This window comes from Mucilaginibacter aquatilis (genome assembly GCF_009755275.1).
Lineage (GTDB): Bacteria > Bacteroidota > Bacteroidia > Sphingobacteriales > Sphingobacteriaceae > Mucilaginibacter > Mucilaginibacter aquatilis.
In genome coordinates, this window is record NZ_WQLA01000008.1 from 67,024 (window position 1) to 83,047 (window position 16,024).

Annotated in this window: 7 protein-coding genes; 2 read left to right on the forward strand and 5 right to left on the reverse strand. The window is 42.9% G+C overall.

All coding sequences use genetic code 11. The annotated features are described in order from the left end of the window. Positions 1 to 131: 131 nt before the first annotated feature. Positions 132 to 2,855 (forward strand): glycoside hydrolase family 2 protein, encoded by a 2,724-nt coding sequence (locus GO816_RS17745; RefSeq protein WP_157543299.1) that lies wholly within the window; start codon positions 132 to 134, stop codon positions 2,853 to 2,855. Positions 2,856 to 2,875: 20 nt separating this feature from the next. After that, the gene (locus GO816_RS17750) at positions 2,876 to 4,030 is read left to right on the forward strand and encodes a glycoside hydrolase family 130 protein (protein WP_157543300.1); all 1,155 of its coding nucleotides are present in this window, start codon (positions 2,876 to 2,878) and stop codon (positions 4,028 to 4,030) included. Between the two features lie 116 nt (positions 4,031 to 4,146). Here GO816_RS17750 and GO816_RS17755 read toward each other — a convergent pair whose 3' ends face one another. The 5 genes from GO816_RS17755 to GO816_RS17775 all read right to left on the reverse strand — a co-directional run bounded on the left by GO816_RS17755 (position 4,147) and on the right by GO816_RS17775 (position 15,889). Then, positions 4,147 to 5,712 carry a family 43 glycosylhydrolase gene (locus tag GO816_RS17755; RefSeq protein WP_157543301.1) on the reverse strand — a complete coding sequence of 522 codons (1,566 nt, stop codon included), beginning with the start codon at positions 5,710 to 5,712 and terminating at the stop codon, positions 4,147 to 4,149. Positions 5,713 to 6,119: 407 nt separating this feature from the next. Beyond that, entirely contained in the window at positions 6,120 to 7,778 is a 1,659-nt protein-coding gene (locus GO816_RS17760) for a RagB/SusD family nutrient uptake outer membrane protein (RefSeq protein WP_157543302.1), read from the reverse strand. Positions 7,779 to 7,804: 26 nt separating this feature from the next. Further along, entirely contained in the window at positions 7,805 to 10,828 is a 3,024-nt protein-coding gene (locus GO816_RS17765) for a SusC/RagA family TonB-linked outer membrane protein (RefSeq protein WP_157543303.1), read from the reverse strand. 43 nt (positions 10,829 to 10,871) lie between these two features. After that, on the reverse strand, positions 10,872 to 12,560 hold the full coding sequence (locus tag GO816_RS17770; protein ID WP_157543304.1) for a RagB/SusD family nutrient uptake outer membrane protein: 1,689 nt from the start codon (positions 12,558 to 12,560) through the stop codon (positions 10,872 to 10,874). An 11-nt stretch (positions 12,561 to 12,571) separates the two neighbouring features. Continuing rightward, complete coding sequence (locus tag GO816_RS17775) at positions 12,572 to 15,889, reverse strand: SusC/RagA family TonB-linked outer membrane protein (protein WP_157543305.1); 3,318 nt, start codon at positions 15,887 to 15,889, stop codon at positions 12,572 to 12,574. Positions 15,890 to 16,024: the final 135 nt, after the last annotated feature.

Below are 16,024 nucleotides of genomic sequence, written 5' to 3' on the forward strand. Positions count from 1 at the left end.
TGCTTTTTAGGGGCACTTTGAAAGCGCCACCAAGTGCTATATAGCTATTGTAATCAATTTTTTATCATAACACATGTGCGTTCAGGCTAACAGTTGCACTCTAAGAGTATAAAAGCCAATTGTTAAACCTAATGAGAATATTTTTCCTATTAATGCTGGCCGGTATTGCATCTTGTAATATAACCTCGGCTCAAAGCAAAAACGCCTCTTTGGCATCACAATCGTCCATTAAATCAGTTTTTCTGCGCTCTTTAAAAAACCATCAAGGCGCTTACACCTGGCAAATGATTAAAGCCTCAGAGGCCGGCACTGATGGAAACATCATTTCCACATCAGCATACCATGCAACAAATTGGAAAGCTGCGATAGTACCTGGAACTGTATTAACAAGCCTTGTTGCCAATAAGGTATACCCTGAACCTTATTATAGTGATAACAACCGCAAAACCCGTAAACTGATACCGGACATCAGCGATGCAGGAAGGGAGTTTTACCACTATTGGTTCCGTACTAATTTTAAAGTTCCGGCTTCATTCAAAGGAAAGCGGCTGTGGTTGAAATTTCACGGCATTAATTACCATAGCACCATTTGGCTTAACGGTAAGCGTTTAGGGCAGATGAAAGGAATGTTTAACAGTGAAAGTTTTGACATCAGTAAAATTGCAAACTTAAGTGACAACAACATCCTTGCGGTTGATATTGAACCTGTTGACCATCCGGGTTCTACCTTTAAACCTGGCAAAACCAAAACGGGTGCCGTGGGTGAAAATCATAACGGAGGCGATGGTGAAATTGGTAAAGATGTAACCATGCTAATGAGTGTAGGCTGGGATTTTACAACTCATGACGGCATACGCGACCGTAACACCGGCATTTGGCGGGATATTGAACTTTTTGCTACCGGTGACGTAACTTTAGAGAATGCTTTTGTAAAAAGCAAGCTCCCTCTGCCAGATACCACCAGTGCCAAAGAAACGGTAAGTGTGGAAGTAAAAAACGCATCTGGCATTAAGCAAACCGGTTACATCTCAGGTACTATAAACGAAACCGGAAAAACATTTAAAAAAACCCTCACCTTATTACCTCATGAAACCAGGACGGTGACTTTTTCACCTGCTGAATATGCTGCGTTAAATATTAGCCGCCCTAAGCTTTGGTGGCCAGTTAACAAGGGAAACCAAGCACTTTATACGTTATCGTTAAAGTTTGTTACTTCAAAAAACGTAGTAACGCATTCGCTTGATACTAAATTCGGCATCCGTGAAATAACTTCAGATCAAAATACGCCCGACAAATCCCGGAGATTCCTGGTTAACGGAGTTCCCATATTTATAAGGGGAACTAACTGGATTCCGGAAGCAATGCTGAAAAACAGCGAAGCAAGGACAAAAGCCGAACTGCGATACACCAGGCAATCCGGCCTTAATTTCTTACGACTTTGGGGTGGCGGAATAGCCGAATCAGACTACTTCTATCAGCTGTGTGATGAATACGGAATTTTGGTGTGGACGGAATTTTGGGTAACTGCCGACACTAAACTACCAACAGATACTGCTCTTTATTTTAAAAACGTGGTGAGTACTGTTAAGCGCATTCGTAATCATGCTTCGCTGGCTTATTACGTTGATGCCAATGAAGGTAAAGAGGTTCCGGGTACCGGCAATTTAATTAATCAACTTGACCCTACACGCGGCTACCAGGAACAATCTGAATGCTGTGGCGTGCACGATGGCAGTCCGTATAAATACGAAAACCCGATGCAGTACTTTGAAAACACAGCATCGCCACGCGGAAGCCGTGTTGATGGATTTAATCCTGAATATGGTACATTATCGACACCGGTTCTATCTTCATTACAAAAAATGATGCCCGCTAAAGACCTATGGCCAATTAACGATTCTGTTTGGAACTATCTTGATGGAAACGGGTTTCATGGAGTAACCGGCAAATACCATCAGGCGGTAAATGAATTTGGCCGGTCATCATCCATAAAAGAGTATGCTCAAAAAGCGCAGCTTGTTGGAGCGCTTAATTTCAGAGCCATATGGGAAGTATGGAACTACAATAAATTTAACTATGGAGATCGTTGGGCATCAGGGTTCTTATTTTGGTATCATAACAGTCCGCTGCCTCAAACTGCATCCCGAATGTATGATTGGTATTTGGAACCTACTGCAGCACTCTATTATTCGCAAAACGGACTTGCGCCTTTACATGCTCAGTTTGATTATTTGAAAAACACGGTATCTGTTTACAACGATTACCGCAAAGCGTTTAAGGGTTACCGGGCCGAGGCAACCGTATACGATTTCAACAGTAAACCTGTGTGGACAAAATCTACCACAATCAACATTCCTGAAGATGGAGTTGTTAAAGATGCAATAACTATCAGCTTTCCTCCAAGTATCAGTCAAATTCACTTCATTAAGCTCAGGTTGCTTAACGCAGATGGCAAACTGGTAAACGATGCCTTTTATTGGCGCTCTAAAGACGCTTATAAAGGCGCTTGGACTTTGACCGGGCCTGCAGTATCGGGCTTTAAGGATATTAACCAATTACCTAAAGCCAGTTTGAGTGTTTCGGCAAAAAAGCAGGCAGCTGCAGGGAAACAAATAGCTAAGGTAGTGGTGAAAAACCCATCTGAAAACTTGGCATTTTTTACGCAGTTACAGTTGCGGGGTGTAAACGGCCAAACCTATGCACCTGTGTATTACTCCGACAATTTCTTTTCATTGTTACCGGGAGAAGAAAAATCGGTAACTATTGAAATTCCCGAATCAGCCAATAAAACCAAACTGGTGTTGGTAAGCTCGGCACTGAACTCAAGTGAGTCTGTTACGCCTGTTTCAAATTAGCAAGCCCATATTTTGAAATTATGAAAAATTCTTATCGTTTATTATTTGCCTTATTGTTTACCTTTTTAGTTAACGCAACATCAAAAGCACAAACAAAAAATTCACTCCCAGACTGGGCACTTGGAGGCTTTATAAGACCAACTAACATCAATCCTATTATTGCCCCTGATACAAATTCTTTATTCCTCGACCCCATGTCGGGCAAAAAAACCCGATGGGAAGATAATGACACCTTTAATCCTGCAGCTGTGGTTAAAAACGGGAAGGTAATTCTTTTATACAGATCAGAAGATAGAAGTGGTGTTAAGATAAGTACACGCACCTCAAGATTAGGCTATGCTATAAGCAAAGATGGCCTGCATTTTAAACGAAAAACCCAACCGGTTCTCTATCCTGATAATGATGATCAAAAAGAATTTGAATGGCCTGGAGGCTGCGAAGATCCCCGCGTTGCAGTTACCGAAGATGGAACCTATGTTGTTTTATACACACAGTGGAACCGCAAAGTACCACGCTTAGGTGCGGCTACCTCGAAAGACATGATTCACTGGAAGAAACATGGCCCGATATTTCATGATGCTTATGAGGGTAGATTTTTAAACATGCCCACCAAATCAGCATCTATTTTAACCCAGGTAAAAAACAACAAGCAAGTAATTGCAAAATTAAACGGGCAGTATTTTATGTACTGGGGCGAAAGAAATGTGTATGCAGCAACATCGGCCAACATGGTAGATTGGACCCCGCTTGTAGATGCACAAGGAAAGTTGCTTGTGCTAGCAGCTCCAAGAAACGGATATTTTGACAGCGACTTTACGGAGTGCGGCCCTCCCGCAGTTATGACCGAAAAAGGCATTGTACTGTTATATAACGGAAGAAACAATAACGGAGAAAGGGGCGACAAAAGATTTAATGGTGGCACATACTCGGCCGGACAAATGTTGTTTGACAAAGCCGACCCAACGAAACTACTTGGACGCTTAGACGTGCCTTTTTTCCGCCCGATGGAACCGTTTGAAAGAAAAGGACAATATGCCAGCGGCACCGTATTTATTGAAGGATTGGTTTGGTTTAAACAAAAATGGTACTTGTATTACGGCAGTGCTGATTCGAGAGTTTGCGTAGCGGTTTACGACCCCAAAAAACAAACTCCACCAGATCCAATTACTAATTAAACCCAAATGATTATTTGAAATACAGACGTTTGTTTACTATAATAATAAATCAACAAAATTATTAAAAAAGGTTCTTGCCGATACAAGTGGCAAGAACCTTTTTTTATTACTCATAGTTATTCGCCAATTGGCACACCTAACTTAGTACCTAACGCAACCGCTACACCAAAATTTGGTGAGCCATCGCTATTCCAACTTAACTTCTGCATTCGTGGCATACGGCCGCCGTTAGACGTATTTGCCACACTTCGGGCGTGGTAAATAAACCAGTTTTCAGATTTGAAGTTGCCATTACCATCAGTATAACTGCTTGTAAAAAATCCGTTGTGCCCCGGAGCATATACCGAGTTTGCATCATTTCTGGTAAACACCTGTTTTTTGTTTATCCAATCACTTGCAACAGTTGGGTTACCGCCACTTTTTAGTTGCATTTGGGCAAGGCAATAATTATCGCTGGTATACCTGCTGGCAGAATAGATAATGAAAACTGGGCTGTTAGCATCCTTACTTAAAGCTTCGGGCCCTTCATTTACACCAGCACCCAGGTTTCCACTTGGCTCATACCGCTCCCAGTTGTTTGTAGGCGATGAGATCTTTACCCTCGTGCCGGATATTGTCCAGGGGTCAGACATTGGAGCTAAGTATAAATATTGTTTATATTTTGATGATGTACTTTCCCAACCCGACCAAACAAAGTAATTGCTGGTTCCAATGGTAAGCACAGTGCCATCAATTGCCCATTGATCATCAGTATCGTGTATCCGGCCTTTAAACGTCCAGGTTCCTGTGGTGGGGTCTGAGTTTGGATTCTCTAAAACAAACATGTGATGGCTATCGTTCACGCCCGCCTCGGCAGCAGCAAAATAAATATACCATTTGCCCGAAAGAAAGAATAATTCAGGAGCCCATATATTTACAGAGTGGTCTGTACCTGTAGGTGGAGTCCATACGGTAGTTTCCCCGGCGTTTGCCAGTAACGACATATTCTTAGTTTTGCTTATGGCAATTTTGTTGCCCTTTGTGTATAAAAAGTAGTAATTTCCATCCTTTTGCGTTACATAAGGGTCAGGTCTACTGGCATTGATAACCGGATTTTGAAATTCTAAATTATGAAACTCAAATTTGTCCTGAGTACCGGTTGAGGTACTTTTTTGCCTGATCTTGGATCCTGGTGTATTAGTTTCCGGATCTATTACCATCTTCATACCTGTTGCCTTGTTTGTAAGCGTATACAAATTTCCGCTACCGGCATAGGCCACCAACCATCGCTGCGAATCTGTACCGTCATCGGTGCCTTGCTGTAATATTGAACCTGATGTTGCATCGGGAGATTTGAGGCACTTATTGCTGGTAATGTTAACCAGTTTGTAGTAAGTGGCATCTGTTTTAATTAGCCGCCATTTTTGCCCTCCGTTTGGAAACCAATTCCATTGCTGAATTTGCTGATTTTCGGCGGTGGAATTGCCAGTAACTTCCACAACAGGCCCTGAGGGTAATGACGCACTGCCGCGTAAGCGATAGATACCGCTATCGACCAAGGTACCCGCCGCCGGAGCGGCATTGGTTTGATAATTACCTGCCGTTTCAGCACCATTTGGCAGGCCGTCAAGCGCCCGGTCTTTAAAACAGGCCGTGCTTAAAACGGCCACTCCCGCGAGTACATTAAAGATTTTCATTCTCATAATAAATGATTTTTAGTAAAAAATATAATTGGTTATTCGTAAGCTGTTTGAAAATCAAACTTGAAAAGGAATGAAGATTGCACGCAACAAGTACTTGTAACGTTAATTTGCTGCGTTAAACGGTATGTAGAGTCCTTAGGGGAAGGATGGACACGGCTATTATTGGTGAAAACAAAATAGAGAAGAAACAAAATATTTTCATCTCAATTTTATACAGTTTTGTATCAAAATAAGGGAAGTAATTGCAGAGCGCAAATTGCGATTGATTGCTAAACAAACTAAAAAACATCGGGATGCATTATGATTTACACCCCGATGTTTTACGATAGCATTTTTTTCCTTTTCCCGGCATTTACTTCGTTCACAGTATTGCGGGAAAGCTGCCATGTTGTAAAAAACGAAACATTTTAATATCCGGGATTTTGTGCCAGATTTTTCAGCTTGTTCATTTCTATCTGCGGAAAAGGATATAAATAATTCTTATCAGTAAATATCCGGTTTTCAACAGTGAATTTGTTGTAAGTAAAGTTTGTTCCGGTTTTTACGATTTGTATACCAGACACGGGCTTGTTGAAAAATTCAGCTCCCTTTTTCCATCGTCTTACATCAAAAAACCGGTGCCCCTCAAAACACAGCTCAACTCGGCGTTCGTTTTGAATTCGGGCACGCATTTCATCCTGACTAAGGCCGGCCGGTAAGCTTGGCATTCCGGCCCGCTGCCTCACTTGGTTCACGTAAGTGTATACATCAGCCGTAGGCCCGTTTACTTCATTCAGTGCTTCTGCATAGTTCAACAAAGTTTCGGCATACCTGAAAAGTATCCATGGACGGTTACGGTTTACTGCCGTTGTTCCGGTAGCCCAGGCAGCACTCTCTGATAAAAATTTGCGCAAATAATACCCGGTCTTGGTGTTATCAACATTAGTTGGTACGTTATCCTTTCCCCCAACAAAGGTTTCCACTGCCTTCGACTTAAAATTTTGGCCGTTATAAATTATAAAAAGAGCGAGGCGCGGGTCGCGAGCTGTTGCCCCTGTTGTAGAGTATGGATTAGCTGCCGAGTATCCGGATGTAACATCATTTATGGGCTTGCCGCTCACCCTCATTTCAAAAGCATTAACCAGTTCTTCGGTAGGGTTTGTACGCCCTTTTCCTTCGTAGCTTATAGGCGCATTATTACGTTCAATTGTATTACCGGCGGTTACACTGGTGGCAAATATTAATTCGGGACTGTAATTTGATGCAGCAACCGAAAAGTCCCATAAATTGGCCAACTGAGCCAGTGTTAGCAACGAATGTTTGTTTAGGTCTATCAGTTGTTTAGCGGCAGTTGCAGCAGCGTTCCACTTTTCAATAATGTTTGTTTGATTGTAAAGTGGACTTGCTGCGTAAAGCAAAACCCGTGATTTTAATGCAAGTGCTGCGCTGCCCGTTGCACGGCCCTTATCTCCTGCGCCCCATTCTGCGTGAGAAGCAGGCAAAACTTTAACAGCTTCGTCACAATCAGCTACAATTTGGGCTACCACCTCTTCTACGGTGTTCCTTGGCACATCAAGATTGTCAGTGGTTGTGTACGACCGGGTAGACAGAATGATTGCACCGTACCTTTTCATTAGTTCGAAGTGATACATTGCACGCAAAAAGTAAGCCTCCCCTCTTAGCCTCGGAATATCTGTTGCCGGCGTTATGGCACTTGTAGTACTGTTTTCCAAAAATAAATTGGTTCTGCGTATGGCAGTATACATGGCACCATACTGATCGTCAATGGTACGCAAAGGCCCCCAAGTTCCGTTATTGATAATGTTGATAGATGAATTAGCATTGGAGTTTACAGCCTCGTCAGATGCTGATGCAAGCAACGCTCCGTCATTGTCAACATTGTATGCATTAATGAGCCCCGCATAAGTTGTATTTAAAAAGCCGCGGCTGTTGCGATCAGAGTTCCAAACGTCATCGGCTCTTATATTGCCATCAGTATAGTCAAAACTCAGGTAGTCTTTTTTACAGCCTGCCGAAATAGTAAGTACTAAAAGTAAGAGGAGTAATTTTTTAGGTAAAGTTTTCATTGTTATAAATCTTCCGGTTACATTTTTTAAAAATTAACGCTCAAACCCAGTGTGTAAATTTTGGAATATGGATAGGTGGTTCCCCTGCCGGCAATTTGAATTTCCGGATCAACCCCTATGCCCAAATCATTGGTGGTGAAAAGGTTTAAACCACCTATGTAAAAGCGTGCATTGTTCAGCCCAAACCTGGTGCTCAGGTTATTAGGTAAATTCACGCCTATCTCAGCTGTTTTTAATTTAAGATAATTGCCAGATCGCAGCCAAAAGTCAGAAGCTGCTGTATTATTGCCACGGTCGGCTATGCCCAGTCTTGGAAACTCTGCATTAGCCGCATTGTCAGGGGTAAAACGTCTTAAACTTAATTGATTAAAAGAACTTGGACCGCTGTTTACCAAACCCTGGATGTTAACAGTTCTTCCAATTACGCCTTGAAACTGAAAAGTAAGGTCAAAGATGCCATATTGGAAGTTGCCTCCAAAGCCGTAGTAAGTGTGTGGAAGTGTGGATTTGTCAATCCGGATTTGATCATTATTATCAATAATGCCATCCGGAACGCCGTTAGGCCCGCCTATATCTTTATATTTTATATCTCCGGGGGCTGCTTTGCCCGAAAGTGTTTGTCTTGGGCTATTGTCAATCTCCGCTTGAGATTGAAAAAGTCCGTCGGATAGGAACACGAGCGTTGAACCGGCAATATGCCCTACCGTTTGCTGGTATGTTGGTACGCCTACCAATCGGTCAGACAAAACCTTGCTTTTAGAAATCAGTATATTTCCATTTAGGCCTATGGTCAGTTTATTTATCCTCCTGGTGTATGAAGCTGACATCTCCACTCCCCGGCTTTGTACCGAACCTAGGTTAATAAGGCCGGCACTCTGACCAATCAAACTTGGATAAACGCTACCTGTTAATATGTTGCTTCTACGCGTGTAATAATAGTCGGCAGATAATCCTAAACTGTTATTAAAAAAGCGGGCATCAAAACCAGCGTTCAGCATCCGTATGGTTTCCCAGGTAAGATTAGGGTTGCCCAAGTTCAGTTCGGTGGCAGAGTTTGTAGCTGCCGGCGTTGAACCGAAGCTGTAACCTCCGCCGGTTAAATTTCGGCTGTAGAAACTTTCAAACGGAAAACGGTCTCCGTCTATATCACCGTTTCCGACAAGTCCATATGATGCACGGGCCTTTAAGTAACTAATTACAGAAAGTTTCTTCAGGAAGTTTTCTTCGGATATTACCCATCCTGCAGAACCCGCAGGGAAAAAGCCATAACGTTTGCCGGGCGCAAAGTTTTCTGAACCAGAATAACCAGCGGTGAAACCAGCAAAATACCGTTGCTTATAACTATAATCTGCACGGCCGGCAAGACCTTGATTTCGGTAGTCCAAACGTTCGGGCGCCTTATCGGCAAAACGTTGCCCCCGTAACGACACCTTAAGCGAGTGACTGCCAAATTCTTTATCATAATCAAAACCAGCCCAAAACTCGTTTTGCAGGGCATTATTGCCATAAGTGGTTGTACGGTATCCTACCGGGCTGGCTGTAAGATAATTTTGCGGCGTGGCCAGTGTTTGATCAGAAACGGTGTATTGCTGGGAAAGGCCTGAAATGTAATTACCCACCCCATCATATGATCCTAACACGTTGAAAGACAAGCCCGGCACCCAAAAATCTAACCTTTGCTTAATGTTTAAAGTAGCCAGTAAAACCCTGTTCTGATCACTTACATAGCCGCTTTGCTGCAGCAGCCCAAGCGGGTTTTTAGTAAACTGCGATGCTCCGCCAAGGGTGCCATCTGCGTTAAGAACCGGAAATGCATTAGGCGGCGTGTTGAAAATAGTGTTCATTACGTCTGTAAGGCCTGTTCCCGGTGTTATCCGGTTCTCAATCCTTACCCCTGCATTCAGGCTTACGGTTAAATATTTACTGGCTTCAAAGTCAATATTACCCCTAAAATTATACTTCTTGTAACTGATGTTTGAATTGTAGCTGGGGGTTTCTGTATGCTTAAAAAACCCGTTTTGATTCAAATAGCTTACCGAAGCAAAGTAACGTACGGTTCTTTTGCCGCCACCCATCGAGAAGGCATATCGCTGAACCGGGCTGGTTTTGCGAAGATAATCTGCCACAAAATTGTTATTAGGGTAAAGGTAAGGCGATGTACCATTACGATAAGCATCCAACACCGTCTGACTATAGGGCGCCGTTCCTCCGTCATTCACTACGGCTTCGTTGTAAAGCCTTGTATAATCATATGAGTTTAGTGGCTTTATTAGATTTACAGCCTCTTGTAAGCCTACCTGTGAGTCAAAACGAATATAAGACCTGGTAGGGTCACCTTTCTTCGTATTAACCATTACAACGCCGTTACCACCGCGCAAACCATACCATGAGAGCGTAGCAGCATCTTTCAGTACAGTTACACTGGCTATTTCGCTGAGGTCCATATCGGCGTAATCCCTTTCTGTTCCGTCAACAAATATCCGTGCGTTATTTATTGATAACGAATTCATGCTTCGAACCATAACCGTGGTAGCCGTAGTGCCCGGGGCCGTACCTACCTGCGCCTGGTAAAGACCAGATACACGGCCCGAAAACAGGTTACGCAAATCATTGGTTGGCAATTGAGGTATGGCATCGCTGTTTAACACGGTAACGGCGGCCGAAAGCTCGCGCTTCTTTCTCACAGCAAACGGAATGTTGGCATCATCATCTTCGCCTGCATCTGCCGGTGCCGAATGAAGGGTAATGCGTAATGAGTCGCCGATAGACAATACCACTTGTGATGTAAAATACCCTGGCATCTTTACAATGAGTACATCATTTTTGCTCCCTTTTATATCGAATTCGCCTTTCTTATTGGTTTGTGTTTGCCCTCTCCTTTCCTGAATAAAAACGCTTACACCAGGCAGCGGCTTTTGCTGATCGTCCACAACCGTTCCATGGTAGACAACGCTACCGGCAATTACTTCTTTTTGCTGGGAAAACACCTTGGTTACGAGCAAAATACATAGCACAGGACATAGCAATAAATATTTGCTAAAAAATTTCATATGATTGAATTTGAAATTATCGATTAAATAAGACACTGTGTGATTACCAGCCGGGATTTTGCACCAGAACGCCTCTAGACTTATTAATTTCTACCAGTGGAATTGGATAGAGATACTGCCGCTCCTGAAATGGGTTTCGTTGGTAAGCTGCCTCTACCGGTACAACATTGTAAGTAAACTCATTACCGTTTTTCACAACGTTCATTGCAGTTAGAGTTTGAGAAACCAGTTCAGGGCCTTTCTTCCAGCGCATAATATCCCACCACCGCATGTCTTCAAAAGCAAACTCTACGCCCCGTTCATTCTGTATTCTAAGGCGCATATCTGTTTTACTTAAACCTGCAGGCAAACCGGGCATACCTGCCCTGGCCCTAACTTGATTGATATACTGGTACACTTCTGCCGTAGGACCATTACTCTCATTTTGTGCCTCGGCATAATTAAGTAGCACTTCTGCATATCGGAAATAGATATAATTGATAAGCGAACGCGCAGTAGCCCCGGCCTTATATATTTCGGGCCACAGCTTACGGCAGTAGTAACGGGTACGGGTGTAAGAAATAGGCCCGATCTTAAAATCGGTTCCACCTTCATACATCTGTATCTGGCGTCCTTGCCAGGTCATGTTGTTATAAATGATGTTGGAATAAAATCTTGGATCGCGGTTAGCGTAAGGATCCTGCGGATTATAACCCGACCCGGCATCGGCTATGGGCGAACTACTGATAATTGGGCCTGATGGCGTAGCTCGTTTAACCGCCTCGTAAAGATCCACATGGTTTTGAGTTGGGTTAAGAATGCCCTGGGCCCCGCCCGAACCTACAGACATAATAAAATCTCCCATTAATCCACCGAGTTGCCTGGGTGCCCGAACCTTAATCATGATATATTCAGGAGATGTGTTTACGTTAAGCAAGCTTGCATAATCAGATTGCAAAGCATACTTATTCATATCAATAATTTCTTTAGAGGCCAATGCAGCAGCGTTCCACTTTGCAGCGTCTCCTGATGGATTGTGTAACGGGCTTGCATCCAACATTAGTAAACGCGCCCGTAACGCCTTAACCGCACCAACGGTTGGACGCCCGTAATTACCTGCATCCCATTCATTAGCAGGCGAATAATTAAATGAAGATTCTACTTTAAGAATATCCTCAGCTTCTTTTAAATCGTTCAGGATAAATGCAACAGTTTGCTCATAACTGTTCCGGGGCAAATCAATGTCTTCAGTTGGTGTAAAAGGCCTATCGGCTAATATCACACCACCGTATCTTTTAACCAATTCAAAATAAAACATACCCCGCAGAAAAAGCATTTGCGCCCTTACAATTTTAGGGTTATAAATGCTGCCGGTCCAAGGCACCTGGTCTAGCTTGGTTAATACGGTATTGATGATTCTGATACCCTGATACATGCGCGAGTAGGTTGTTATGATATCGGGGTTAGCACCTAAATAATTGCCTGACCAGATTGGGGCAAGGGCTACAACAGCGCCCGTAGCTTCGTCGGTCAGCTGCCCGGTTGTTCCTTTATAACCGTCTTGCAAACGTGCATAATCATCAATCATGAAATTATAAGCGTTATCCGCAAACCTAACGGTTAATAATGGGTCTGAAAAAACCTTATCTTCTGGCAGCGTAGTGCCAAAATCCAGCTGCAAAAAGTCCTTTTTGCAGCCCGCCTGGCTAATTAAAATCAGCAACAGGCAGTAAGTAAATATTTTATAGTTCATAACGATTTAGCTTAGAATTGTACGTTGATACTTAAATTATATACCTTAGACAAAGGGTAGATATTGGAATATGCCACCCCGTTTACCGTAGTATTATTGGCAATCTCGGGGTCAAGTCCTCCTTTAAACTTTGTCCAGGTGTACAAATTCTGTCCGGTTAGGGAAAGCCTGATATTCTGTACTCTCAAGCTTTTTGCAATTTGTGCAGGTAATTGATAAGCAACCTCTATGTTTCTTAACTTTACGTAACTCGAGTTTTGCAGTAAAAAAGAGTTTAGTGAATAACTTGGGTTGTTGGCATAATTTGAGGGCTTAGCTACAGGCCAGGTAGCGGTATTGTTGTCGGCCGGCGACTGCCACCTGCCCAGCATAGGAGTGTATACTTGAAAACGACCGCTTTCTAATGGCAAAACGTTAGAATTTACATCAAAGGCACCTTGAAAAAGGGCCGATAACGATACCCCCTTGTAACTTACCCTTGGCTGCACACCCAACACAGTTTGAGGAATATCGGTTTCACCTATTGCTAACCTGTCTTGTACATCTATTACACCATCTGCGTTGGTATCCTGGTACTTTAAATCGCCGGGGATAACTTTGTTTCCACTGGCATTATTTACCGGGCTTGCGGCAATGTCTGCTGCATCCTGGTAAAACCCTATAAATTTATAACCCACGTATTGACCCAAACGCGTACCTATCAGGCTCTGGTAATCTGGCAGGCGTACAGCCTGATCTGCTATCTCAATTTTATTGCGGTAATGTGAATACTGAATATCTATACCATAATTAAAATCCCGGTTTTGGGTATTGTAAGATATCTCTACCTCATAGCCCCTGTTATAATTGGCACCATAGTTAACAATAGGAAGTGTAGCACCGTAAATTACCGGTGCCGAGTTTGTACGACGCAAGGCTATATCTGTACGCTTTTCGTCATACAAATCAGCTGTTAATTTCAGCTTACTTTTAAACAGGTTAGCTTCAAAGCCAATGTTTCGTTTTACAGAATTTTCCCAGGTAATATCAGGGTTGCCAAACTGGCTTTGATAAACTACCTGGTTACTGGTTGCGCTGGTTCCGTTACCAAAATATACCAGGTTGTTTGGAGACGATGCACCACCATTGGCACTTACCGAACCTCCGCCATTGGTAAAATTGCTGTTGTATAAAAAGCGCGTCTCTCCGGTTACCGCCGGATTTGAATAGCCGGTTTTACCCCATGAGCCCCTTAACTTTAAAAACGACAGCCATTCAATCTTTTTGAGGAAAGTTTCTTCACTCAGGTTGTAGCCCGCCGACACCGATGGAAAGAAACCGTATCTGTTACCGGCTGCAAAGTTTTCAGAGCCATTGTACGCACCGTTAAATTCAACAAAGTACTTACCTTTATAATTGTACTTGGTACTTAAAACCAAGCCCTGATTGGCAAAAGGCGCATTGGCCACATTGCGCTGAACGCCACGTACCTCTCTTTGCGCAAGCGCAAGTACTGATACCTGATGATCGTTAAATAAACGGTCATAATTAAATCCTAACTGGATGTTTGATTTGTTATAACCGTCGCGACTTGTAAATACGGAGCCTAAATTGTCATTATAAATACCTGGAAAGGGCACCAAAGTTCCGGTTGTGGCATCAACCTGGTATTTGGCATAACTGCCCGACTGCGCCCTAACGCCAGTAATAAAGGCATCGAGACCGAGGGTACTTTTGAAGCTTAACCCTTTAGTAATTACGTCAAGCCTTTGATTAAGCACAAATACAGTTTCAATCGTATTGTTGATATTATCAAAATAACCGTTGCGGGTAAGTTGTGAGTAAGGGTTAAAAGTGTTAACTCCTATGCGCGGGTTTTCAATGTTATTATATTTATCATCAAGAGCCGCCAATTCAGGCGTTGCGCGGCTGGTGTACTCGGGGTAAAACGGAATGGCCCACGCCGGTATAGCAAGCATTCTGCTTATTAAACCAGTAGTGCCCCCTAAATCACCCGTACCTGCTGTTCCCCCACGAATACCGTAAGTATCTTCAAGCCTGCCACCAAATTTGATGCTGAATACCGTTGATTTGGTTAACTTGAAATCTAGATTGCTGCGAAAGTTATAGCGGGTAAATGAATTTGATGTTTTGTAACCGTTAATGGGCTGAAAGTTTTTATACATCCCATTCTCAAATAAGTAGCCCAGCGATACAAAAAACGTAGCAAATTTACTTCCGCCGCTAAACGTAAGGTTGTGCTGCGTACGTAACCAGTTGTTTTTTGTAACCGTTTTATACCAGTTCACATCAGGAAAACGCAACGGGTCAGATCCGTCCTTAAACTTAATGAGGTCTGCATCCTGAAAGGTGCGCTGTGCCGGTGTATATAAACCAGCTGCAATCATATTATTTTCACCTTCTGTTTGGTAGGTGGCGGCATCAAATGCGTTAGCCGTTTGCGGCAATCCTGTTAAGCTAACTAAACCCGCCCCACCTGAATAGGATATTCTGATTGGTCCTTCTTTACCAATTTTGGTGGTAATTACAATAACGCCATTTCCCGCCTTTATACCATACAAAGCGGTTGCAGATGCATCTTTTAATACACTGATGGATTCTACTTCATTAGGATCAATGTTACCGAATGATGTTCGCTCTACTCCATCAACAATAATTAGTGCCGAAGAATTGGCAGATGACCGCCCCCTTATAAAGATATCAGCGGCGCTGTTACCCGGTAAACCATCACCTTGTCGCGTGACCACGCCCGGTATTTTACCTATTAAGGCGTTGGTAATATCACTTACCGGTGATTTAATAAGTTCTTTGCCGGATAACGTGCTATAAGCTGCTGTTTGCTCGCTACGTTTTTGGGTTGAGCCAAATCCTAACACAACAACCTCTCCCAGGTTATTGGCTGAACTTAAAAGTTTGATGGTTAAGTTGGGTGATGCAGCCACTTCTTGTGTAGCATAACCAATAATTGACGCCACCAACACAGCCCCCGTAGGCACCGTAATTTTAAATGTTCCGTCGGCTGCGGTGGTTATACCACGTTGTGTTCCCTTAACTTTAATTGTTACGCCGGGTATAGGTTCTCCCTTTTCATCAACCACCACACCTTTTACATATATATCAACGTAATTGTAAAAAGCGGGGTGGGTTCTTAATAATTCGGGGGTTGAAGTGCCATTAAACTTTAAACTAACTTTAGTGCTTACGGAGTATGCAGTTACTGGCGTAATGAGGAAAAACGCAAGTATAATAAGACTTAAATAATTAATTAACTTTGAAAATTCAACGCGCAGGGTTATAGCATGGACTGGTTGAGTAAGTCCTTTTTTCATAATTTACAGCTTTGATTGGTTAGGAAATTGAAGTGGTAATATATTACCACAGAAAGGGTTGCGATGGAAGTAGTGGTTACTTCTTAAAAGTTTAGTAAAAGTTTATTTCATTGGCGTTCGTTTAAAACATGACTG

Coding starts and splice junctions, on each gene's coding strand:
- GO816_RS17745 (WP_157543299.1), top strand. CDS start 132: ATGAGAATATTTTTCCTATTAATGCTGGCCGGTATTGCATCTTGTAAT.
- GO816_RS17750 (WP_157543300.1), top strand. CDS start 2,876: ATGAAAAATTCTTATCGTTTATTATTTGCCTTATTGTTTACCTTTTTA.
- GO816_RS17755 (WP_157543301.1), bottom strand. CDS start 5,712: ATGAGAATGAAAATCTTTAATGTACTCGCGGGAGTGGCCGTTTTAAGC.
- GO816_RS17760 (WP_157543302.1), bottom strand. CDS start 7,778: ATGAAAACTTTACCTAAAAAATTACTCCTCTTACTTTTAGTACTTACT.
- GO816_RS17765 (WP_157543303.1), bottom strand. CDS start 10,828: ATGAAATTTTTTAGCAAATATTTATTGCTATGTCCTGTGCTATGTATT.
- GO816_RS17770 (WP_157543304.1), bottom strand. CDS start 12,560: ATGAACTATAAAATATTTACTTACTGCCTGTTGCTGATTTTAATTAGC.
- GO816_RS17775 (WP_157543305.1), bottom strand. CDS start 15,889: ATGAAAAAAGGACTTACTCAACCAGTCCATGCTATAACCCTGCGCGTT.